Here is a 24,448-nt window from a genome sequence, read left to right as displayed (position 1 = left end):
TACTCCCCTTCCTTTTCCGCAAATTAAGACAGATGTGCCCTGGGCAAGACCGTAAGCCTTGCCTTATACCAATCGATGTGTGGGCACGTTATGCCTAGAGACCAGGTTCTCCAAGCAGGTTAACAATGTGATATGCGAGATAGCTCTTCTCGGCATTGGTAACGACAACGTTATAGGTAGACGACAAGTGGGCGGCTATGGCATCCGCACACGAGAATGCACGCGGATACGCCGTTTCTTCGATTCGGAACAGCGCGTCTCCGTTGATTTGCCCGGCCGTAGGATCGAGCGCTCGCTGTGCGAAAAACTGCAGGTGACGAACGAAACGTTCGTAAGGCAGCGAGGTGTCATCGAGGGTCGTAGCATAGCGCTTGGAAACAATCGCAAGCACGTCGCGAACAAGCTGGACCGAAACAATCAGGCGGTCAGAGCGCTGCGGCATGGTGGCGTTGACGATATGCAAGGTAATGAAACCCTGCTCCTCCTCGCTCATCTGGATGCCCATGTACTCCTTGATAATCTGCAGCGCACGGCCCGCAAGCGCATACTCCTTGCGATAGAACTGCTGGATCTCGAGCAGCAACGGATTCTCACAGGGGACGCCCTTGCGCTCGCGCTCCAAAGCAAGGCTGATATGGTCTGCGAGAGCGATGAGAATCTTATCGTTGATGTCGACATTGAGCTCTCGACGAAGCATCTGAACGATTTCCTCGGAAATCACGAGGTTGACGGTGGGGATGGACTCCAAAAGATGTGCCAAGCGGTCAATCGTACGCGAATCCTGAGAAGTTCCCTCCTGCAACGCGTAGGTCTTTTCGACTGATGCCTCGTCGATGGCATCGCCGGCATGACGGCCAAAGCAGAGGCCTCGACCGATGACGATGAGCTCGGAGCCATCGTCCGAAGTGACCATTGCGACGTTGTTGTTAAAAACTCGCTTGATAACCACGGTACCCACCACAAGAATTTACTCGGAAAGCCAGACGACAGGCTCTTTAACAGCAACAGGGCCGGAAGCATGCTCACGAAGAGTCGAGTTCTCCGAACGCTCGCACACGATAACGAAGACCGTGGGATCAAAGCCGGCAGCGCGAACCACGTCGAAATCGACCTCGACGAGGGGCTGGCCCGCGTCAACGTGATCACCCTGGGCAACAAGCGCATGGAAGCCCTTGCCCTCAAGTTTAACAGTGTCGATTCCGATATGCAGCATCACCTGAGCAGAGCTGTTATCGGACATGATGCCCAGCGCGTGCTCAGTCGGAAACAGAGCGGCGACGGTACCGGAAACAGGAGCGCACACCGTTCCCTCTTGGGGAACCACGGCAACGCCATCGCCCACTGCACGGCTGCTAAAAGCGGGGTCATTGGTTTTTTCTAGATTAACAAGCTCGCCGGAAACGGGAGCGAGGATTTCGAACTCGGAAGCCGCAGTCGTCTGCTTATCCGAACCACCCATTAGGCGAGAAAAGAAACCCATGGTGACATGTCCCTTCATAAATATAGCCCAACCAAAATCAATCGAATGCACCCATTGAGACACACCCGTTCTAAGACTTTGGTTAGGCCCACGTCCGAGGGGACTCGGTAACCTTCCGCATTTCTTTTACGGGGGTTATTATAGACAAGCCCAAAGCCGGAACAATCATTATGACCGGCGAACGGTATTTTTTCTCCGATAAACGGTATTTAAGCGGCACTTAGGGACGTTCCTTTTAATATGAGCAGGACATTGTCAAGAGGCAAAATCGGGCCTGGCCCCAACGATATGAGGTCAGGCCCTCTCCCTATATCAACCCGTCCGCGGCGACCTCGGCGTGTCTTACCGACGCTCGTCTTTGCAGTTTAATATCCGCCCGCGGCGATCTCTCGCTGGGCAATCCGTTGCTACGGCTGAGGCTTCTACGTCGAACCGACAGTCTGTGCACGCGTGTGGCGCCCTGGGCGCTCGCAGAAAAGGGACCTGAGGTTCGCCTCAACGGCTTCGGATCAAACCGCTTCCGGGGTGATCGGCTTATGTGCGGGGGACCGGCCCCCTACGCCTCCTCGGCCATGAGGCCGACCGCCCACACCCAGCAGGCGAGCTCGCGCGCCGTGGCCACGTTCGCCTTGTTGTTGTGGACCCCGCGCGCGAGCAGCGCCTCCCGCCTCTCGACCAGCCTCCGCACGCCCTTGGCGGCATGCCTGCGGGCGACCCGGTCCGGGGCCTGGCCCTTGGCGAGGCCCTTCGGCCGCCCCGAGCACGTCAGGTAGTGCCACGCGGCCTCGACCAGCGCCTTCCTCAGGTGCTTGTTGCCTGCCTTGGTGATCGCGCCCCTGCGGTCGCTCTCCCCGCTGGAGTGCTCGGAGGGCGTCAGGCCGACCCATGCGGCGAACGACCGGGCGTTCCTGAACCTCGAGAACTCGCCGGCCTCGAACACGAGGTCGGCGGCGGACGCGGTGTCGACGCCCTTGAGGCAGCGCAGGGAGTCGACCCTCCTCCTCCACCTGGGCTTGCGGGCCTCGGCCTCGACGAGCCCCTCGAGCCGCGCCTTCTCCTCCGCCGCCCGCCTGACCGCGTCGACGTAGTAGGCGAGCACGTCGTTGTCGGCCCCCTCCGCGAACCTAATCGACTCGATCCAGGACCAGTGCGCCCGGGTCCAGTTGCCCTTCCTGCGGCCGGTGGGCGTCCTCTCGTCGAAGGCGAGCCCGTGCCTGAGCAGGAACTTGGAGAGCCGCTGCTTCGCGCGCGAGAGGTCGTCCCTCGCGTCCTCGAGCGCCCTGGTCAGGTCGCGGGCGGCCTCGCACTCGTCGTCGGGGACCCACACCTCGACGACGTTGCCGACCGACAGCATGCGGGCGAGGAACTCGGCGTCGTTGCGGTCGTTCTTCCTGCGCCTGTCCGCGCTGGGCTTGATCATCTTCGAGACGGCGCCGACCACGCAGTCGACCCCGAGGCCGGAGAGCCTCTTCTGCAGGTCGAACCCCGTGACCCCGGATTCGTACACGCACCTGGCCTTTGGGTCCACGGACCGCACCCACTCCGCGACTGCCCCGGCGTCGTAGCCGAAGGTCGCGCAGCGCACCTCCCCGGTCATGACGTCGAGGGAGACTGCCTTTATCGAGCGGGCGTGGACGTCGAGGCCGACGAAGGTGGTAGTATCGAGCATGGGAGCCCCTTCCATGAATGCGGCGTGGCCGCCGCGGCTGAATTAGACACTCACCATTGTCGGCCTAATCCGCGGTCTTTCATGCAGCAGGGGCTCTCAATGTTTTTATGTCCTGCTCATATCGTCTCTGCCGGCACTCGGGGACACTCCTCACTCTGGTGCATTGGGGACAGGTTTGTTTGCACCAGGTTGGTGCAGATTAGCCTGGTCCCATTGCACCAATTTCGTATGCGCTAGATAAAGAGCTCGCATTCCTTCCGCACGACGCAAACCTTGCTCAGCATCTGGGAAACAGCGGATAGCTTGTTGGGATCAAGCTTACGAGCGCCTCGCGGACATACGGCAATGCAGCGCATGCAGGAGATGCACGCCTCGCCAGCTGCTCGTTTGGGGTCACCCTTGTCGATAGCACAAACGGGGCACGCCGCGGCGCATGCACCGCAGGAGACACAATCCCCTGTTGCCTCGGGTGCCATGCGGTGACCTCCGGCTTGTTTATAAGGACGATTGCCGGGAATAGAGGGCTCGGATGTATCCTCGGCCAACAGCTTTTGCTGAATTTGCTGCGCAAACTCTGCGAGCTGCGCCGCATCCTGCGCATCCGGACGACCGGCAGCAAACTGTCGCGCAATGGAATGTTCTGCAATGGCCGCAACTGCCGCGATCACCCGGAATCCCGCATGCTTCGCAACGTCCTCCAGCTCTACGAGCGTGTCCTCAAACGCGCGGTTTCCGTAGACGCACACCAGAACGGCCCGCGCTCCGTTGCCGTGAACCATGCCCAACCGGTCAGCCACCACAGCCGGGATTCTACCGGCATACGCCGGCACAGAGATTACGGCCACGTCGTCCTCAGTCATCGAGACAGCGCTGAAATCTAGCCCGCTATCGGTCAGATCGACGGTAACGGTATTCTTGTCCAGTGCCCCGGCCACAAGGCCAGACACCTTCTGCGTTCCACCCGTCGGACTAAACACAATTTCGAATACGCTCATCGAGACACCCTCCCCCTACGTCTGGCAACGCGTCAAGCCGTTTTCACATCCAGCCAGAGTATACGGCACGTGGGATCCCCATTTTGGTGCATCAAGCACCCCAATGCACCAACCCTACGCTGTCTGCCTCTTCGTTTTGTATAAATTACGGTACAGATTGTATATATTTACGGGATACCGCCGTGTTCTCCCGAGGTACCCCATCCTGGCCCGTGCAAAAAACGGAGTATTCTGCAACGTGACCGCGCCAGCAATACCCCGAGCGGGCAAACCTTTAGGGCGCTGCATCATTTTGGGTTCCGACATGGCGAGAATGACGCGCCCCTGCTCCGGAAAACGACGAAATCTGACTCAGAACGCTCGCTAGGGATATCCGAAAGCCACCGTTGGCGACGTCAAATCATATGCAGACAACTCGAACTGCAGAATACTCCAAAAAATGCACGGCGCACCCCATGGGACCCATTGCCGCATGGTAGGAAACAGGCCCACGGCATCCTCTAGACGCATTCCCGAGGAAATCACATTTGAACTAGCGATCGGATACGGCAAACAAAAAGGGCCCCGAGCGTAGTTGCTCGGGGCCCTTGGTTCACCTCGCTCTAGCGGGCGATGCGTGTGTTATTTGCGCTTGCCGCCGCCGTCACCGGGGCGACGGGAGCTGCCGCCGCGCTTGCCGCCACGGCTGTTGCCATAGCTGCCGCGGTTATCGCGACCGCCGGCGCGGCCGCCACGGGAACCGGCCTGGTTGCCGCCGCGACCACCACAGTAGCCGCCGCGACGCTCTTCGCGGGTATCGTCGTAGTTGCGCCAGTCATCGCGACGATCGCGGCTGGCACGCGGGTCACGACGGTCGCGCAACTCGTTAGAACGACCAGCGCCGCCGCGGCCGCCATTGCCGCGAGCACCCTCGCGACGCTCGCCGCCGCGGCTACCGCGCTCTTCAAAGCGCTTGCCGCCACGGGACTCACCGCCACGGGCAGCACGCTCACCACGACCCTCGCCGCCGCGACGCTCGTCACGGCCGCCGCGCTCGTCATCACGACCGGAACGACGGCGGTCGCCCGAACCGCGCTTGCCACCGCGCGAACCGCGGCCCTCGTCCTCGCGCTCGACACGACGACGGCCACCGCGATCCTCGTCCTCGCGGCGGCGGCGATGTGCCTCGCCCTGGAACTGCTTGGCACGACGCTCGGCACGGTTGCCACGCGGGGCCTGCTCGACAGCACCGCCGCGCTCCTCGGCAGCCACCTCGCGGGCCACGCTCTCAACAGCCTCGTCCACGCGAGCCTGAACGCCTTCGCGCACGCGGGTCTTGCCGCCGCGCTTAGGACGGCTCGGACGCTCGCCGTCGCCGCGACGCTCGTCGCGACCGCGGCTGGAACGACCGGCCACATCGCCGTAGTCATCGCCGTTGCGTTTGCCGTCGCGACGCGCCTGCTCAAGCTTCTTCTTGCTCTTGGACTTGCCGCGCTTGGTCTTCTTCTTCACCTTAAAGGCCGCAGGATCGCGCTCGGGGTCAACCGCGGGCGGATTGGGGCCCACATGCAGGTCGCCGGCCTCGTAGATGTCGGCGGTCTTGTCCATGAGCTTCTCGATCTCGTAGAACTCATCGACATCCTGCTCGGTCACAAACGTGATGGCCCAGCCCAGCTCGCCGGCACGACCCGTACGGCCAATACGGTGGATGTAGTCGGTCGGCTCGGCCGGCACGTCAAAGTTCACGACGTAGCGCACGTCGCTGATGTCGATGCCGCGGGCGAGCACGTCGGTCGCCACCAGCACGTCGACGGTGCCGTCGCGGAAGGCCGAAAGGGCACGCTCGCGCTGGGCCTGGCTGCGGTTGCCGTGAATCGCGGCGGCCTTGATGCCCTTGCGCTCCAGACGACGACAGCAGCTGTCGGCGCGGTGCTTGGTACGCATAAAGACGATGGTGCGCTCCGGGCCCTCCTTTTTGAGGAACTCGGGCAACAGGTTATTCTTGGCCTCGATGGACACCGGGAACACAAACTGGTCGACGGTGTCGGCGGTCGACGTGGCAGGTGCGATCTCCACGCGAGCCGGGTCGCTCACCAGGTCGGTGATCTCGCCCACGGCCTCCTCGTCGAGGGTCGCCGAGAACAGCAGCGTCTGACGCTCGGCCGGCGTCTCGCGCACAATGCGCCGGACGGCGGGCAAAAAGCCCATGTCGAGCATACGGTCGGCCTCGTCGAGCACCAGGACCTTAACCTCGTCCAGGTGGCAGGCGCCCTGCTCGATCAGATCGACCAGACGGCCCGGCGTTGCGACCAGGATGTCGCAGCCGTACTTAAGTGCCGCGGTCTGCGGCTTGTAGCTCACGCCGCCCACGACGGTCACGGCAACATGGCCGGTGACGTCGGCGATTTTGCTTGCGACCTCGTCGATTTGCTGGGCAAGCTCGCGCGTAGGGGTGATGACGAGCATCACGGGGCCGCGACCGTTGCCCTCGGGCTTTTTAGCACCGCGACGACGGTTGCGGTCGCCGCGCTCGCGCACGGGTTTGGGAGGAGCGATGTGCTCCAGATTGTTCATGGTCGGCAGCAAAAAGGCGGCCGTCTTGCCGGTGCCGGTCTGAGCGGCGGCAAGCAGGTCGCGGCCCTCGAGCACCACGGGGATGGAGCCGGCCTGCACGGGCGTCGGCGCCGTGTAGCCCAGGTTCTCGATAGCACGAAGCATCTCGTCGGAAAGCCCCAGCTCGTCAAAGGCGGGCAGGCTCTCGGTAGCGGACTCGACGGCCTGGGCAGCATTGGCCTCATCGGCGGCATCGAAGGCAGCCTGGGTCATGGCCTCGCGGGCCTCGTCCAGAATCTCGGCGTCCGTAACGTCGGATACAGAATTACGCATATGTTGTTGTTCCTTATCTGCACGCGCAATGGGCGCGGCATGCGGCCGCGCGGGCGTGCTTGGTAGTGCGCTAATACATACAAAAACAGGTGCGCACAGAGAGGACGTTGCTCAGCACGCTGGCGATCGCTTTGGCAGCCCTATCACGCGCCGTCCAGACGCAGCAGCTCTAAGCGATGGAGCAGATTCGCCGCCGGTTAGTATACCCGTGCTTCGCATGCCCCCACGTAAACCACAGATGACGAGGCGGACGAGGTGGGCCCGAGGTGGGCCCGGCTGATTGTCTCAATCTGTAACAGTTAACGAGTAAAATCGGCCCTAATTGTTATAGATCAAGACAGAGGGGGATTTCCGTCCAGTCCAAACCAAATCTCTCAGGCTTCCTGCAATTTCGAACATGTGGCCTATAATGTTGCTTTGGTTACGCTATATATTGCGCAGCCATTTAATACGTCGCCCACCGGGGGCCATTAATTCCTATCGCCATATTGGCTAGGAAGCAATCAAAGGAGGTATCCGTGGCAGCAGAGACGCCTTGCTCGGTCCTCTATAACGATATTCGCTCGTTCGGCGGTCTTAAACATCTCGAGATCGCCCGAATGCTTATCAATGGAAACTCTTATCTCGGCAGTACCCTGCTCGAGAAATGCTCTTCCAACCGCTCGTATCTCACCCGTTACATCGTCCATCGCAAGCCTGACCAGTGCGCGCCCGCCATCTACAGCGACTTTACCGTCACCACGCTCAACCTTTCCGCGGCAATCTGCAGCAAGCTCGGCGGCGGCGAGTCCGCCTATCGGGCAATCGCCGAGCACTATCGCGGTCCGGCCGCCAACGAAATGATGTCGGCTCTCACCAGCTACAAGCTGGACAGCCGCCTATATGCAAATGCCCTCAATCGCATCGACAACTTTGACGGCAATACCGTGCGCGAGAAAAGCACGCTTTACCTTATGCTCTTTGTGGCAACGGGGACGCTCGCCGATCCCGTTCAGGGCGTGGCCACCGTCGAGCGCTTTTGCGACAGCAAGACGGGCGGGCACTTTGGCACCACCGAAACTACCGTCGGACGTGGCTTTATGAGCAGCCTGGAGCAGCCGCGCACCGTCGCCCCCAACCTCGGTCTGCTCAGAACCCATGCCGACAACTGCGCCGACATGCAAATCCATCCCCTCACACGCGATCCGCGCGGCACCGTAATTGGTTCTTTGCCCAAAACCTCGCCCAGCATCACCGATGTGGGCGCCGACGCATCGCGCGAGCATCTTCGCATTTGGCTTGAGGGTGAGCACTGGTACGCCCAGGGCCTTGGATCGACCAACGGCACAGTGCTCGAATCGGGTGCAGGCGACGGCGATATTGTGATTGAGCCGCCGCGCGACCAACGCGAGCCCGGCAAGATCTATCCCCCCGTGGAAATCGCCAACAGCGACAGGCTCCATCTGGGTCACTACACGACATTCCTTGTCATTGTGGACTAGCACGGACGGCGATCGGAAGACGGTCGCCGTCCGTCTTTCGTCTTCTACCTTCTGCGTCGTAAACGACAATACTCAGCGGTATGCGTGGGCAGTGCGGCTATCATGGTACTTTACCGATATCCGCACTGCTCACGTATACGCGCGGCAACCCATGCCAGACAAAGGAACGCCATGGATACTACCGATAGCGCCTATGGCGACAAACTCATCCGTCTTGACACGTTCGACACCGCCGTGGCGGTCGACCCCAGCGCCGAGGACGACGCCAAGCGTCGGTTTATGACGCTTATTCTCCAGACGGCCCACCGCAACAACGGCAACATCGGACACGTGCTGCGTGCGACCAACACGAGCGGCGAGGTCTTTGCCGTCAAGCTACTCAAGGACAACGCCATCCTTTCCGGCCAAGCCCCCGACCGCTCCGCCGAGCAATCGGCAGCGCACCTGGCCAGCACCGCCGCGCTGTTCGAGGAGTACCGTCATCTGTGTACCGTCTCGCACCTGCGCGGATTTCCGCGCGTCTATGGCTACGGATCGTGCGAGGATGACCCTCTCATCCTCATGGAGTGGGTCGAGGGCACCTCGCTCAAGCAGGCGCTGCCCCTGCTTCCGCACGACGCCTCGGGCGGGCTGACCACCCAGATGGTCGCCGCCGTCGGAAACGCCGTGCTTCGTGCGCTCTTGATGACCCAAGGCCTCGTGAATCCGGTCATCCATCGCGACCTGTCGCCTGCCAATATCATGTTCCGCACCACTAGCCGAACGCTCGAGCAGCAGATTGCCGATTGCTCCTTTGACCCCTGCCTCATCGACATGGGCTCCGCGACCATGGCTCTCGGCGACGACACGATCACCCGGCGCGCCGACATCTGGCGCTTTGCCACGCCCGCATACGCCGCGCCCGAGATGCTCACGCAGGATATCGAAGGCATCGCGGCCCTTCGCCGTTCGCCGGCAATCGACGTCTATGCGCTTTCGAGCATTTTGTACCAGCTCTACAGCGGTCGCAAACCGTTCGATGTCGAGTCGACGGGTGCCGCGGCAACCGGCTCGTTCTACCTCATAAAGACCAAGACCAAGCCGGCACCGCTCGAGCCGCGCTGCAAGGACGATGAAGCGCTCGTCCAGATCATCATGAAGGGTCTCTCAGTCGAGCAGTGCGATCGTCCCACCGAGCAGCAGATGCTCGAGGTGCTCTCGGCATACCTCACCGATGCCGAATCCGAGGGCCGCGAGGGCGCGGGCAGTGACGCCGCAATCGACATCGACTCCGGTACGCACCTTAAGGTCGACGTCGCCGGCGAGCGCGCGCGAGAGATCCTGGAGCAGGCCCGGCACGATGCCATGACCCGCCGCCGGTTTATTATCGGTGGCGTCGTTGCAGCCGTTGCGGGGCTCAGCGTCATTGGGGCGGCGACCCATGGCTTTGGCATCCCCGACTACCTGGACGGCATCCGCGGTTCGCTTGACGACTACACCTGGGATCAGCTGCAGGAGATTTCGCTCAAGATTAAGGCCGCCGAGACCCGTAGCGAGGCACGCGAGATTGCCAAGCGCTATCACCTGCTCGATGCCGATGGGCATATCCCCTATCCGTGTACCAAACGTGTCACGCTCACCAACGGGCTGCAGGTTGGCGCGCAGCTTGTGGGCATCCGCCACGATGAGCTTCTGGACGGGACGGGCAAGGCCGGACTGACGTTTATGTTCGATGCGGGTATTGCCGAGCGCAACGCTGCGGCTGAACCGCCGAGCGCCGGCTGGGCAGATTGCGAGCTACGGGAATGGCTCAACGGCGACGGCCTTAAGCTGCTGCCCAACGAGTTGCGCGCACTCATTAAAGGGGTCAAGAAGGTCTCGAACAATGTGGGCGCCGCCAACAGCGCATCGTGCCTGAGCGAGCTGCCCGCAACTCTTTGGCTGCCCGCCATGGTCGAGCTGTGCGGAGTGCAGCCGCCCGAGTCGTTTACCGAGGGCTTTCACTACCTGGCCGACATCTATAACGGCGAAGGCAAGGAGTATCAGCTCTTCCGCGAGCTCAAGGTGAGCCCGTATTCCACGAACGAGACGATGGTCCGCCAGTGGAAGGGCAAGGACACCTGCTGGTGGGAGCGCACGGTGAGCCCCGACTCATCGGAGACCGAAGGCACGCTCTACATAAACCGTGTGGGCCACGACGGCGACGCCTTTACGTACGCAACGCCTGCGGACAAGCCAAACAAACGAACCTGTGTAATCCCCGGATTCTGCATCTAGCGAGCGGGCGTCTTGCCGTGACGGGACCCCTCCCCGGCAATTGTCTCGATCTGTAACACTAGCTCGGCAGATACAGGTCTAGATGCTACAGAACGAGACAAACCCCAACCCCGCGAGACAACATCTCAATCTGTAACAGTAAGGGGTCAAAAACCTCTCTAGATGTTACAGAACGAGACATTAGCTTGCCGAGAACTTCGCCTCGTAAATGTGATTCAAGTGTGTCGATATTTCCTTGCCAATGTTGCGCAACAGGAACCCTTTCGGCGGTCGTAACGTACGAATTGTCATAGGTACCCCTTCAACGATTGGGAGAAGAAATGGCAAAGTACGCACCTAAACACTTGGAGGTCTCAGGCGGCGCCGAGCCTCGCCCCACATTCTCGGGCCACAAGGCAACACGACTCGCCGTCACCGCGGCAACCACCATCGCTATGACTGGCTCGACGCTGCTCGCGCCGTTCTCGGTATTTGCCAACGATGCGAGTGATACCACGGCACAGGACGCGATCATGTCGCCGCTTGCTGTCCACGCCGGCGAGGCGGCAGGCTCCGCAGTAAAGGCAAACGCCCAGAAGATTGCCGACCTGCAGGCTGCGATCGATGCCGCAAAGGCTGCCGAGGCAGACGCCAAATCCGACTACGACACGGTGGCTGCCCCCTATACCGAAAAGCAGGCGGCCCGCGACAACGCACAAAGCACCTATGACGCCTCCGTCTCCGATAATTCGCAGGCAGAGGCCGCCGCGCGCGCCGAATATGCTCGCCAGCTCGATGAAAGCGTCAAGGCGGCCGACAGCGCCAGTGCCACGCTGAAGGATGCCCAAGGAAAGCTCGATGCAGCCAAGACCGACGCCGAGGACAAGTCGAAGGTCCTTGATGCCGCAAAGCAGGCGGCAGCTGATGCGCAGGCCAAGCTCGAGGCAGCCCAGAAGGCAGCCGCCAACGCAACGCCGGAGGAAATCAAGGTCGCCAAGCAGGCTGCCGCAGATGCGCAGGCCGCTCTGGACCAAGCAAAGGCTGCGAAGGCCGCTGCCGATTCCGCGCTCGCCGATGCCCAGCAGGCTCAGAGCGCCGCGCAGAGCGTTTACGACGAGGCGGCAGGCACGCTGGCTTTCGCTCAGCAGGAAAAGACCGCCGCGGATGGTAAGGTAGTTGCGGCACAGACAGCGTACGACAGCGCACAAGCCGATTTGGCGGCCGCAAAGGCAGGCGCCGAGGGCCCGGAGTATGACGCCGCCCAGGCAAAGGTCGATGCAGCCCAAAGCGCACTCAACCAGGCGAAGCAGCAGCAGGCGGCTGCCGAAGCAGGCCTTTCTCAGGCAAATAGCGACGTTGCATCCAAGCAGGACGCCCTCACCGGTGCCGAAAGCGAGCTCGAAGCCAAGAAGCAGACAGTCGCAGCAGCCGAAAATGATGTAACGGCAGCCCAGACGAAAGCCGATGCGGCGCAATCGGAGTTGACCTCGGCAAAGCAGGCACATGCTACCGAACTGGAGAAAGCAAAGGCCGCTCAGAAACAAGTCGATCAGGCAAAAGCCGAGAAGGAGCAGGCAGACAAGGCGCTCAAAACTGCCAAGGCAAACCAGGCGGCCGCCGATCAAGCCGTTATCGATGCACAGAAAGCATACGATACGTGCAAGGCGGCAACCGATAAGGCAACAACGGCGGAGGCGCAGAGCGTCATCGGCTTCTACCAGTTCATCGGTGCCAACGACGCTGCAAACATCATCTATAGGCAGAGCGATAAAAACCCGACGACCATTGGCGATAAAAAAGACGGCACGTCACTCGATAACGCCAAGCTTTCGTTTGGCAAGCTGCGCGAAATTAATGAATATCGCAAAAGCGTCGGCCTTAGCGAGCTTAAGGTGACGGCAGAGCAAATGGCAATCGCTCAGTCTGATTCCAATTACTCTGACGCAACGAAGGGGCACTCAGACTATGCCGGATTTGAAAATGCCGCTTGGAACTTCAGCACGAAAGAAAACATCGCGCACCAATGGGTTGATGGCGAAAAGAAAATATTTGACGATGCTGCAGCGAAAGCCGGCCTTGGCAACGTTGCCCCCAAAGATGCTTGGAAGACTTTCTGGAGTCACGGTACCGAATTCGGAGCCCAAGGCGTGGGTTTTGGCACCGTCGGCCATTATTTGAATATCGTACAACCTAACGCCAAAACCATGGGATACGGCATCAACTCGCGCGGAACCCTTTGGCCGTATGTGTTCGTCTTGGAGATCGACAACAATTACGGTTCGTACGAGAAAGAATACTCGATCGATGAACTCGAGAATCTCTTTGATCAGTATCAGCTGAGCCTCTCCAAAGCCAGCGAAAAGCTCGCCGCCGCAAAGACGGACCTTGAACAAAAGCGCAGCACAGCGGCATCGAAAGCCAATGCCGTAAAGGTAGCTGAGACCCTCGTCGCTCAAAAGCAGGAAGGCGTTGATACCGCGAACAGCAACCTTGCCGCCAAGAACGACAGCGTAGCAAGTGCCGCCGCCGCTGTTGCCCTAGCAGAGCAGAATCTCGCCAAGGCAAACGGAAAAGTTACCGAAGCCGAAGACCAGGTCAAAGCCGCCCAAAGTAACGTGGCGACCGCAGAGCAGGTCGTCAACCAGAAGCGCGCCGAGCTTAAGGCATCGCAAGAGCAAGCCGCTCAGAGTCAGAAGAAGGTTGATGACGCCAAGGCAGAGGCTCTCTTAAAGCAGCAGGCTCTGCAAGATGCAAGGAAGGAACTTGCCAAGTATTCTGCCGATGTTGCTGCGGCCCAGGAGAAGGCTGACAAGGCCCATCAAACGCTCGATGAAGCCACGGCGGCTCAGACGTCTGCCCAGAGCGCTCTTGAAAAGGCGGAGCGCGACGCGGCTGCCAAGAAGCAGGCCCTCGCTATCGCCAAGGACGGCGCCGAGGCCAAGGCGGCGACCGCGGAGCACGCTGCGAGCGATCTGACCACGGCGAAAAACGACTTTGCTTCAAAGAAGGCCCATGCCGACGCCCTGAGCAACGCGGCCAACAATCTTACCGCGGCAAAGGCGGCCAAGAAGGACGCCGACGCAGCAGTTACCGAGGCCGAGGCCGCCCTTGGTGCGGCAAATGACGCCATCGCGAACGCCGAGCAGGCGGTCGAGAATTCTCAGGCCGCATCGGACGCCGCTGTCGCTACCCTCGGAAAGCTCAAGTCCATCAACGTCGAAAACGGCATTGCTACTGGCTCTGACGCAAACGCGAACGATACGCTCAATGCCCTCTTTGCCAAGTGCGTCGTTGCCAAGCAGGTAGAACTTAACGCAAAGGTCGCACTTGATGCCGCTCAGGCAGACCTTGATGCTGCGACGCCCGCCTACACCGCGGCGCTCAATGCCTACAACGAGGCGAAGGCAAAACGCGTAGCCGCCGAGCAAGCCCTGAAGGACGAGATTGCCCGCCAGGAGCAAGAGGCAGCAAAGGCCGAGCAGGCCAAGATCACGCAGGCTGCCGCTAAGCCGGTTGCTGGAAAGCCGTCTGCCGGCAACGCCAAGACGGCCGCCAACTCGGCACTTCCCACCACAGGCGACAATGCTGCGCTCGCCGGTGAGACGTTTGTCATCGGAGGCGTCGTGCTTGTAGCCGCCGGCGTCTTCCTAACCGACAAGAAACGTTGTCAGGAGTAAGGATTTCGGGAGGACGGCTTCTCCCCCCTCCCACCGTTTCACAAACCCCGCCTGACATGCGCCGGGACGTCCACCACACGGGCGCCCCGGCGTTTTACGTTGTATGGCCGGGGCATCTGCTCCGAGATTGTCTCGACCTGTAACATCTAGGTCCCAAATATCGGTCTTACTGTTACAGATCGAGATGTTCGGGTTGCCATCGAATGGTTTGTCTCGATCTGTAACAGTTACTCGACAAAAACGGGTCAACATGTTACGGATCGAGATGATTGGACTGCCACTCAACAGTTCGTCTAAATCTGTAACAGTTATGGTTCAAAAACCTCTCTAGATGTTACAGATCGAGATGATTGGTTGGGACGGTCCATCGGTCAACCAACTACCCTCATCTGTAACGAAATGTCATACATTTCAATCTCCACTGGACACCCCCAGGGGGTATGGGTGTATAGTATCAGCAGGTTAACAATTCCAACACCAAATTACAGAAAGGAGAAGCCATGGCTCAGGATAAGTTTGACGTGGGCGGTATGACGTGCGCCGCGTGCCAAGCGCACGTGGACCGTGCCGTGAGCAAGCTCGACGGCGTCCAAAGCGTCGCGGTCAATCTGCTCGCCGGCTCTATGCTGGTGGACTACGACCCTGCGCAGGTCTCCCCCGACGATATCTGCACCGCTGTCGATCGCGCTGGCTACTCGGCCTCGCCCATCAGCGCGGGCACCGACGCCGCCTCAAGCGGCAGCTCGCAGGCCAGGTCTGGCGTCACCCATATGGAGTCGCCCACCAAAAAGCTGGAGGCCGCCGCCTCTGCCATGCGTACCCGCCTCATCATCTCGATCATCTTCCTCATCCCGCTGTTTTACACAGGCATGGGGCACATGCTCGGCTGGCCGCTGCCCGGCATCTTCACCGACCATACTCACAGCATGACGCTCGCCCTCACCGAGCTCGTCCTGCTCATCCCCATCGTCTATGTCAACGACGCGTACTTTATCAATGGGTTTAAATCGCTCGCGCACGGCGCGCCCACCATGGACGCCCTCATCGCCGTCGGCGCCACCGCGTCCATTGCCTGGTCGCTCTACGCCATGTTTATCATGGCCGACCAGCTGGCCACAGGTCAGGTACACGAGGCCATGATAACGGGCATGGACAATCTGTATTTTGAGAGCGCTGGCACCATCCTGTCGCTCGTCACCGTGGGCAAATACCTCGAGACGCGCAGCAAGTCCAAGACCGGCGGCGCTATCGAGGCGCTCATCGACTTAGCACCCAAGACCGCGACCGTCGTGGCAGAGGACGGCAGCGAGGCCACCGTCGACGTCGATGCCATTCTGCCCGGCCAGGTGCTGCGTGTGCGCCCCGGCGAGTCCATCCCTGTCGATGGCGTGGTGCTCGAGGGCAGCTCGGCCGTGGACGAGAGCGCGCTCACCGGCGAGTCCATCCCCGTGGAAAAGACCGCCGGCGACACCGTCAACGCCGCCACTGTCAACCGCACCGGCTCGTTTGCCTTCCGTGCCACACGCGTGGGCGCCGACACGTCGCTCGCCAAGATTATCCAGCTCGTCGAGGACGCCAACGCCACCAAGGCGCCCATCGCCCGCATGGCCGACAAGGTCGCCGGCGTGTTCGTGCCCGTGGTATTCGTGATCTCGGCCATGACCTTCGTGGCGTGGATGGCACTGACCGGTAGCGTGAACGAAGCGCTCACCTCCGCCGTCGCTGTGCTGGTGATCAGCTGTCCGTGCGCATTGGGTCTGGCCACGCCCGTCGCTATTATGGTCGGCACCGGCAAGGGCGCCGAGATGGGCATTCTGTTCAAGAGCGCCGAGGCGCTGGAGAATCTGCGCAGCGTGGGCACCGTGGTGTTCGATAAGACGGGAACGGTCACTCGCGGCAAGCCTGCCGTGACCGATATCGTGGTAGCCACGCGCGCCGACGGATCGCCCGCCATGAGCGAAAAGGCGCTACTCAAGCTGGCCGCCGCGCTGGAGCGCTCAAGCGAACACCCGCTGGCCGAGGCGATTATGGCCGAGTGCGAGACGCGAGGGATTGTCGCGCGCGCCGTCGAGGACTTTGCCGCCGTGCCCGGGCGAGGCGTTACGGCGCGCGAGGGGCAAAACGCCATTGCCGCCGGCAATATGCGCCTGATGAACGAGCTGGGCGCGAAGGTGCCCGCGGGTCTTGCCGAACAGTTCGCCGCCGAGGGCAAGACGCCGCTGTTCTTTGCCAAGAACGGCGAGCTCGCCGGCACCATTGCCGTGGCTGACGAGGTCAAGGAAACGAGTGCCGGAGCCATCGCCGCACTGCGCTCGCTTGGCGTCGACGTGCGCATGCTCACCGGCGACAACCGAGTCACCGCCGAAGCAATCGCCCGCCGCGTGGGGCTGAGCAGCGAACAGGTCATCGCCGACGTCCTCCCCGCCGACAAGGAGCACCACGTACGCGAGCTGCAGGATGCGGGCAGCAAGGTCGCCATGGTGGGCGACGGTATCAATGACTCCCCCGCCCTGGCGCGCGCCGACGTGGGCCTTGCTATCGGCACCGGCGCAGACATCGCCAAGGAGGGCGCCGACGTGGTACTCATGCGCAGCGACCTCATGGACGTCGCCCGTGCCATCGAGCTGTCGCGCGCCACAATTCGCAACATCAAGCAGGACCTGTTCTGGGCGCTGTTCTACAACGGCATCGGCATTCCGCTGGCGGCGGGCGTGTTCTTCCCCCTCACCGGTTGGCAGCTCTCGCCGATGTTTGGCGCCGCGGCCATGAGCCTGTCGAGTGTCTGCGTCGTAAGCAATGCGCTGCGCTTAAAATCCTTTAAGCCAAAAGTGGCAAAATAGGCTCACCATTAAGTCCATCTAGAACGGGTTTTCCAGACGCCCGAGATTGACCCGAAAGAGGAGCGACGCGCACTTTGGTACGCGAGCGACGGCTTGAAGGTCAAGGTCGGGTGCCTGGGAAAGCCGACACAACAGGGAGGAATACCCATGCGTTACACAATCAAGACTTCCGGCCTCATGTGCGGCCATTGCGACGCCACCGTCGAGACGGCGTTGCTCAACGTGGCCGGCGTGACCGACGCCGACGCCGATCACGAGACCCAGACCGTCCAGGTGGAGTGCGCCGACACCGTGACCGTCGAGCAGCTCACCGCCGCTGTCGAGGGCGCCGGCGAGAAGTTCCACGCCCTTTCGGTGACCGCCGCATAGCAGTCGCTGCCTACTGAATCCTCAGAAGTTGCGGTGAAATACGGACTGTTGTGCCGCCCTAGGCCTTTAAACGGTCCGTATTTCACCGCAACTGACGGGGACATCCGGAAGATCGACCAGAAACGAGGACCCGACATGATGGCAGACCATAAATCGGTGACCCGCATGCTCAAGACGGCACGCGGCCAGATCGACGGCATCTTGCGGATGGTCGAGGAGGACCGTTACTGCGTCGATATTTCCACGCAGCTCATGGCAACGCAGGCGCTCCTCGCGCGCATTAACGCCGACGTGCTCAAGGCGCATATCGAGGGCTGCGTGACTTCGGCAATCGAATCGGGCGACGAAGACCTCAAAGCCGCCAAGCTCGCCGAAATCGAACGCGTCGTCGACAAGCTCTCCAAGTAATAGGGGCATTGGGGACAGATTTCTTTGCACCGTCTTGGTATTCCGGGGACAGGTATGTTTGCACCACATTGGTGCAGATTAACCTGTCCCCCTTGCTCTAAATCGGGTATAAAGGCGTGCAGCATATCGAACGAAAGGCAATTTGCATGAATGACTTTATGAAGGGTCGCAATGGTGCCGATGAACTCACCATCGTGATGGGTTTTGCCGGCATCGTCATCGCGATGATCGGATCGATAGCCCGCATCCAGTGGCTCAGCTGGATTGCCATCGCCGTAATCGTGATTGGCGTGCTGCGCGGCCTGTCCAAAAATATCGACGCACGTCACAAGGAGAACGAGGCCTTTGTCGCCGCGACTGCAAACGTACCCGGCTTGGGCAAGTTTGTAGCTAGCTTGGGCGGCGGAGCTGCAGCGGCCAACGCCTCGCGCGCAGCCGGTACTAGCAAGGAAGACTTTGAACGTGCCAAGCGCACAGCCAAGAAGATGTGGAAGGGCCGCAAGACCACGGCCTATCTTAAGTGCCCCAACTGCGGCCAGATGCTCTCCGTTCCCAAGGGCAAAGGCAAGATTCGCGTCACCTGCCCCAAGTGCCATGCCAAGATGGAGACGCGCTCATAGCTGCCATACTATGGGACAAATAAAAGCCGAGGCCTCGCACTGGGACCTCGGCTTTTTCTGATTATGACAAAAGGATTGTCCCTTTGTCGCATCGCCATATCGCGCGCTTACGCCACGCCATCGCGGGCAAGCTCCTCGGCCAACGCCTCGGCAGGCATGGCCATAATCGCGTCGAGCTCGGCGTCCACCTCGGGAATACGCTTCACCTTGAGCTTGCGCACCAGATCACCGCGACACATCACGTGCGTCGGATCACGCAGTGCGCACAGGTCATCGAGCGGGTTCTCGCGCGTCACCAGAATATCGGCGGCCTTGCCGCACTCGATTGTGCCGGTCTCGCCGCCCAGCCCCAGCAGCTCGGCATTGACCTGCGTGGCCGTATGCAGCGCGAAAGCGTTGCCCACGCCGACATACTTGGCAAAATAGGCCACCTCACGCCACATGTCGTACTGCGTCACGAACGGGCAGCTCGAGTCCGTGCCAAGGCCCACCTTAACGCCAGCTTCCAGTGCGGCACGGGCGCTCTCGATGATGCCCGAGCACACGATGTCACCGTTCTTCTTTTGTGTATCGGTCGAATGGGTCTTTTCCGGGTCGAGCAATACAAACGGCAGCGCCGGGCTGATAGTGCAGGTAACGCTGGGCGCACGCCCCTCGAGCTGCGTGCCCGCGGCGCCGCGGTACAGTTCCAAGATCTCGGGAGTCATCGGGGCACCGTGCTCGATCGTATCGACGCCGGCCTCAAGCGCGGCCTTCACGCCTTCGGTGCTCTCGACATGAGCCATAACCGGCAGGCCCACCTCGTGCGCCGCCTTGCACGCCGCCGCGGCAACCTCGACCGGCATACGCAGCACACCCGGCTCGCCCACCTCGGTAGCGTCGAACACGCCGCCCGTCACGAACAGCTTGATGACGTCGGCACCGCGCGCATACAGGTCGCGCACCTGTTCGGCTGCCTCGGCGGGACTGTTGGCCACCTGGGCGAACAAACCCGCACCATGGCCGCCCGGCACCGTGACACCCGTTCCCGGCGCCACCAGGCGAGGACCTTGATACTTGCCGGCATCGATAGCATCGCGCACGGCAAGATCGGCAAACAGCGGGTCGCCCGCGCCGCGCACCGTGGTCACGCCACTTGCCAGTTGTTGTTGGGCGCTGCCCTTAAGAATATGGCGCACGATGGCGCGCCCCACGGGATTATCGAGCTTCTTCATCAGCGCGCCCGCATCGCCCGCCGAAACCGGCTTGCCCGAACCGCACAGATGCACATGCATATTGATGAGGCCTGGCATGAGATACGCACCTGCCAGGTCGATAACCTCGGCACCCGCAGGCGCCTGCGCCACAGCACTCGGCCCCATCCACGTGATGACACCGCGCTCAACGGCCACGGCCATATCGGGCTGCGGCTCCATATGTTTCGAGCCATCCAGGACGGTCGCATTGATAAACAACGTGGAACGATCGGCAGACGCCATATCGAGCTCCTCCCTCACAATTAACTTGAACATTTGTCCATTATTATCCAGCGCGGCAAGGTTGCTGCGGACATATCGGCTAACGGGAGGAAGAAAAGGGCGTGAGGATGAACAGACCAGCGCAGCGATGCGTCGGTCGTTCCAGCAAAACGTCTTGATCTGTAACAGATAGACCGTCTTTAACCTTCCAAATGTTACAGATCGAGATTTTCGGTCGTGCCTCCAGCCTTTGTCTCAATCTGTAACAGTTAGACCGATTTTTGGCCGTTAGATGTTACAGATCGAGACATTCTCCAGCCCCATCGTCAAACGTCTAAATCTGTAACAGGTAGACAGGTTTTCGGCCTCTAGATGTTACAGATTGAGATCTTTTGGCGGTAGCCAACCTTTTGTCTTGATCTGTAACAGTTACGAGGCCAAACGGCCCCTTATTGTTACAGATTGAGACAGTCCGCTTCAGTGCCCATACCACTGGCGCCTCCATTGCTCAGCCAAATCGGGCCGTCGCGGAATACCCGCCAGCCTCATTTTCTCGACAAGCTTCCCCGGGTCTTTGAGTTCGTTAAACGTAAACCGAAGCACCTTGTGCCCGAGCATTGTCAGATGGGACTCCCGTTGACGTTCTGCCACGAATGGATCGACCGACTCCCGGCCCTCGCCGTTCTGCAAGGTGTACTTCCCCTTTCCGTCGAGCTCGCCGATGACACACGTCCCGTCCTCGAGCCGCCAAAAATAGTCGACGCGAAACACCTGGCTCGGATCGAGCGGGTCGCGAAACTCCACCTGCAGCTCCGGAACCGGAAAGCCGTACGCAATAAAGAACGCTCGGAACCGAGACTCGCCGCCGTTTTCGGACAGCCCGTCCGCATACGACGCAATCACCTGTGCCCTGCGATACCCTCGCCTGCCCTCGCGATCGGCGCGGAGGCGCTCGCACAAATCCCAACGTGATACGCCTTTCGCCCGCAGTGCAGAATCGGCAATCGCCAACCCGTAGGAGAACGGCGCACGCAGCAAGCAACCCTCCACCGTGCGCCAAAACGACGTCACCTGCACGCCGTCGACTTGTTCAAGTACACCCGCCGCCTGCGGACGCAACAGCCGACACCCTGCACTCAGCGGCACCGAGCAACCCGTCTTAACAAGATATCGTGGCCCAAGCAGATCATTCGGCACCTCCAAACCCCACAAAAGCGCCGCGTCATAGCCCCAAAACGCCCAATCGGGATGAAATTCCGCAAGCCCTTTGATAGTCCTCAGCGCTCGCTCCGCCGGCGTCAATGCATCCCAATCATGCTTAAAACAGAACAGGTACGGCTCGGGCTCCGCAATATCGTCAGTTCCAACATGGCGTCGCAGCCACATGAGCTCGGCATTGTCATGCGTTGCGAGCAGCGCACCTTGCTTAGCCGTCTCCGTGAGCCGCGCGAGCATCCTATTCCGCGCCAACGTATTGCGAGTCGCATGTTTGTGTTTGAGAACGGTATTAGACACTTTCATCACCACCACGTCAGACAAATGGGCCATCGTCACCGTTGCCTCCGCTGACAAATGTTTTGATCTGTAACAGGAAGACAGTCTTTGAGCCTCTAGTTGTTACAGAACAAGATCTTTCGGCAGCCGCCAACCTTCCGTCTCAATCTGTAACAGTTACGGGCCCAAACAGCCGCCAAACGTTACAGATTGAGACAAAGTCAGGGCAGCAGGGCGACACCAGTCACATCCCCTACTCCCACTCCTGCTCGTAGATGTTGAGGGACTTTACATACCGCCCCTGGGCGCCCATGATGTCGCGGACCAGGCGCAAAAAGAAGCTGATGCACGAGGTGTCAAAGCCATCCTGCAGGTCCTCCGGATGCACCGCACCCGGCCCATCGACCGCCGTGTCACTCAGGCGCGCGATGTCATACAGATAGAGCTGTCCCGCCGTCAGCCAGACATCGTCGACGCAGGCGAGGCGCACCGCAATCGCGCCGTCACTCCAATGCTCCTTTTGCACGATATGCGGGTCGTAGACATCAAAGCGACGGTCGGTGCGCGTATCATTCAGCGCAACCATGCCAGTCGTGGGATCCTTGTCCAAAATGCCAAAACGCGAGAAATACTGTGTGTCGCGCACCTGCTCGAGCCGCTTGAGCGAGGCAGGCGAAAGCGATGCCGGCGGCTCATCAACATACAGCTCGAGCAGCGTCTTGCCATGGCGATAGGGGCGCTCGAAGAGCAGCCAATCGGTAAATGCCATGTTGTAGGCCATGATTTCGTTTTGGGAAGGCTCGGTGCAATAGCCGAGCCACGGGTCGACAATGATCTCGAACTGCTCGCGCGCCGGCTCCAAAAACTGAAACTTCCGCAGCATCCAAAAATGGGCCATGTCGGCAATATCGTTGCCGACGGCTTCAGCCAGATGTGCTCGGTCTAAAACGTGATCAGTCACGGCATCCTCCTCAAACTGATGAACCTCAATTTGAGCTTACGAGGAGGGTGGGCAGCCACTGTTGGCACGGACAAAATAGGCCTCCGGCTGCAAACCAACTGCTGACCAAACACTTGACGGGATGCTTGACCGAAAATGCGCACCGCAAAGAAACGGCAGGTAGATATAGACAGCTGACCCGCCATTTTGAGCCAGATGCCCGCTGCCACCACAGAAACAGCAGAGCACCACAGTCGCAAACGTCGACGAATGAATACTTGTACGTCGACAAATGACAAAGTCGCCCGCAAACCCGCAAGGGGTGTCCCTGGGTGCCGGCACATAAAGAACGTCCCCAGCTGCCGGCACTTGGGGACGTTCCTTTTGGGCCGGCCGTTGGGGACAGACCTTGACGATTCAGCTGTGGACAGCCGCCTTACAGCTCCAGCGCCTCGGCGACTTCGGCAGCGCAGGCCAGGGCGTCGACCATAGCGTTCACCACGAGCGAGCTGCCGTTACGAGCGTCACCGGCAACATACACCGGCGCGGCATCCGCGGCGACGCTGTCGACACGCGCCGCAAGATGCGAGCCCTCGGCGGCCATCACAGGCAGCGGACGACCAGCAGTGGCAACGGGCACGCCAACGGCGTCGAACACACCGTGCTCCGGGCCCGTAAAGCCGCAGGCGATGAGCACCAGCTGGGCCGGCACCTCGTGCTCGGAGCCCGCGATACGCTCGGGCTTGCCAGCCGACCAATCCAGATCGGCCACGCGCAGGCCCGCGGCCGCGCCCTTATTGTCCAGCAGCACCTCGAGCGTATCCACACCCCAAGCGCGCATCTCGCCGCCCATGGCAGCGATGGCCTCCTGCTGGCCGTAGTCGGTCTTCTTAACGTTTGGCCACTGCGGCCAGGGGTTGCTCGCCGCGCGCGCATCAGGCGCCGCCGGCAAGAACTCAAACTGGCGCACGCTGCGCGCACCCTGACGTACCGCGGTGCCCACGCAGTCGTTACCGGTATCGCCGCCGCCAATGACCACGACGTCCAGGCCGCGTGCATCGACGACAGGCTCGCCGCCATCGAGCACCGAGACGGTCGAGGCCGTCAGGTAGTCCACGGCATACACCACGCCGGGTGCGTCAATATTCTCAGCAGCCAGTCCACGCGGGGCACGAGCACCGGCAGCCACCACAACGGCGTCAAAGCCATTGAGCTTGGCCGCTACCGCAGGGTTCGTAACGTCGGCACCCAGCTCAAACACAATGCCCAGCTCGCGCATGAGCGCCACGCGGCGCTCGACCACGGACTTCTCGAGCTTCATGTTGGGAATGCCGTACATGAGCAGGCCGCCCGGACGGTCGTCGCGCTCAAACACCGTCACGCGGGCGCCACGACGCGCAAGCTCCCATGCTGCCACCAGACCAGCAGGACCGGAGCCCACCACGGCAACCGTGGGTGCGCCCTCCCCCGCCGGCTCAAAGCGGCGCGGACCGCCATTTGCCCACTCATGGTCGCTGATCGCGCGCTCGTTGTCGTGAATCGTCGTGGGCTGGCCGTCGACCGAGCCCAGGTTGCACGCGGCCTCGCACAGCGCCGGGCACACGCGGCTCGTGAACTCGGGCATGGGCGAGGTGAGTGACAGACGCTCGGCAGCCTCGTCCCAGCGGCCGCGATACACTAGCTCGTTCCACTCGGGAATCAGATTGTGCAGCGGGCAGCCACTCGGACGCGCCTTGCCAAAGCTCGCACCCATCTGACAAAACGCCACACCGCACATCATGCAGCGGCTCGCCTGGGCACGGCGCGCATCGTCGTCGAGCTCCACGTACAGCGGATCGAAATCGCGGCTGCGCTCCTCCACGGGGCGCAGCTCGTGGGTCACGCGATCGATATCAAGAAAAGCACCGGGCTTACCCAT

The 24,448-nt window shown here is 61.0% G+C and carries 16 protein-coding genes; 7 read left to right on the top strand and 9 right to left on the bottom strand.

Annotated features, from left to right (window positions below):
* Positions 1 to 94: 94 nt before the first annotated feature.
* From ACKUTP_RS05120 to ACKUTP_RS05100, 5 genes are all read right to left on the bottom strand, one after another.
* Complete coding sequence (locus ACKUTP_RS05120; protein WP_409063687.1) at positions 95 to 949, bottom strand: PRD domain-containing protein; 855 nt, start codon at positions 947 to 949, stop codon at positions 95 to 97.
* Positions 950 to 967: 18 nt separating this feature from the next.
* Positions 968 to 1,480, bottom strand: coding sequence for a PTS glucose transporter subunit IIA (locus ACKUTP_RS05115; RefSeq protein ID WP_158556878.1), 513 nt, complete (start codon positions 1,478 to 1,480; stop codon positions 968 to 970).
* Between the two features lie 556 nt (positions 1,481 to 2,036).
* A complete protein-coding gene (locus ACKUTP_RS05110) occupies positions 2,037 to 3,149 on the bottom strand; it encodes an IS110 family transposase (RefSeq protein WP_409063434.1) in 1,113 nt (370 codons plus the stop codon).
* 233 nt (positions 3,150 to 3,382) lie between these two features.
* The gene (locus ACKUTP_RS05105) at positions 3,383 to 4,144 is read right to left on the bottom strand and encodes a 4Fe-4S dicluster domain-containing protein (protein ID WP_409063686.1); all 762 of its coding nucleotides are present in this window, start codon (positions 4,142 to 4,144) and stop codon (positions 3,383 to 3,385) included.
* Positions 4,145 to 4,765: 621 nt separating this feature from the next.
* Positions 4,766 to 7,009, bottom strand: coding sequence for a DEAD/DEAH box helicase (locus ACKUTP_RS05100; RefSeq protein WP_409063685.1), 2,244 nt, complete (start codon positions 7,007 to 7,009; stop codon positions 4,766 to 4,768).
* 518 nt (positions 7,010 to 7,527) lie between these two features.
* Here ACKUTP_RS05100 and ACKUTP_RS05095 point away from each other — a divergent pair.
* The 7 genes from ACKUTP_RS05095 (at position 7,528) to ACKUTP_RS05065 (ending at position 18,639) form a co-directional block, all read left to right on the top strand.
* Positions 7,528 to 8,490, top strand: coding sequence for an FHA domain-containing protein (locus ACKUTP_RS05095; RefSeq protein ID WP_409063684.1), 963 nt, complete (start codon positions 7,528 to 7,530; stop codon positions 8,488 to 8,490).
* A 171-nt stretch (positions 8,491 to 8,661) separates the two neighbouring features.
* Complete coding sequence (locus ACKUTP_RS05090) at positions 8,662 to 10,746, top strand: protein kinase domain-containing protein (RefSeq protein WP_409063683.1); 2,085 nt, start codon at positions 8,662 to 8,664, stop codon at positions 10,744 to 10,746.
* 320 nt (positions 10,747 to 11,066) lie between these two features.
* Positions 11,067 to 14,402 (top strand): CAP domain-containing protein, encoded by a 3,336-nt coding sequence (locus tag ACKUTP_RS05085; RefSeq protein WP_409063682.1) that lies wholly within the window; start codon positions 11,067 to 11,069, stop codon positions 14,400 to 14,402.
* A 500-nt stretch (positions 14,403 to 14,902) separates the two neighbouring features.
* On the top strand, positions 14,903 to 17,242 hold the full coding sequence (locus ACKUTP_RS05080; RefSeq protein ID WP_409063681.1) for a heavy metal translocating P-type ATPase: 2,340 nt from the start codon (positions 14,903 to 14,905) through the stop codon (positions 17,240 to 17,242).
* 147 nt (positions 17,243 to 17,389) lie between these two features.
* Complete coding sequence (locus ACKUTP_RS05075; RefSeq protein ID WP_260699774.1) at positions 17,390 to 17,611, top strand: heavy-metal-associated domain-containing protein; 222 nt, start codon at positions 17,390 to 17,392, stop codon at positions 17,609 to 17,611.
* Positions 17,612 to 17,746: 135 nt separating this feature from the next.
* Entirely contained in the window at positions 17,747 to 18,019 is a 273-nt protein-coding gene (locus ACKUTP_RS05070) for a metal-sensing transcriptional repressor (protein WP_022094020.1), read from the top strand.
* Positions 18,020 to 18,165: 146 nt separating this feature from the next.
* Positions 18,166 to 18,639 (top strand): hypothetical protein, encoded by a 474-nt coding sequence (locus ACKUTP_RS05065; protein WP_055310332.1) that lies wholly within the window; start codon positions 18,166 to 18,168, stop codon positions 18,637 to 18,639.
* A 107-nt stretch (positions 18,640 to 18,746) separates the two neighbouring features.
* Here ACKUTP_RS05065 and ACKUTP_RS05060 read toward each other — a convergent pair whose 3' ends face one another.
* The 4 genes from ACKUTP_RS05060 to ACKUTP_RS05045 all read right to left on the bottom strand — a co-directional run bounded on the left by ACKUTP_RS05060 (position 18,747) and on the right by ACKUTP_RS05045 (position 24,448).
* Positions 18,747 to 20,117 carry an amidohydrolase family protein gene (locus tag ACKUTP_RS05060; RefSeq protein ID WP_349074071.1) on the bottom strand — a complete coding sequence of 457 codons (1,371 nt, stop codon included), beginning with the start codon at positions 20,115 to 20,117 and terminating at the stop codon, positions 18,747 to 18,749.
* Positions 20,118 to 20,573: 456 nt separating this feature from the next.
* The gene (locus tag ACKUTP_RS05055; RefSeq protein ID WP_409063680.1) at positions 20,574 to 21,650 is read right to left on the bottom strand and encodes a hypothetical protein; all 1,077 of its coding nucleotides are present in this window, start codon (positions 21,648 to 21,650) and stop codon (positions 20,574 to 20,576) included.
* A gap of 193 nt (positions 21,651 to 21,843) precedes the next feature.
* The gene (locus tag ACKUTP_RS05050; protein WP_409063679.1) at positions 21,844 to 22,551 is read right to left on the bottom strand and encodes a hypothetical protein; all 708 of its coding nucleotides are present in this window, start codon (positions 22,549 to 22,551) and stop codon (positions 21,844 to 21,846) included.
* A 415-nt stretch (positions 22,552 to 22,966) separates the two neighbouring features.
* Positions 22,967 to 24,448, bottom strand: coding sequence for a glutamate synthase subunit beta (locus ACKUTP_RS05045; protein ID WP_409063678.1), 1,482 nt, complete (start codon positions 24,446 to 24,448; stop codon positions 22,967 to 22,969).

The sequence above is a fragment of the Collinsella sp. wc0529 genome, assembly GCF_046116875.1.
GTDB lineage: Bacteria > Actinomycetota > Coriobacteriia > Coriobacteriales > Coriobacteriaceae > Collinsella.
Note: the sequence above shows the minus strand (reverse complement) of the source record. Positions and strands in the feature narration are given on the sequence as shown.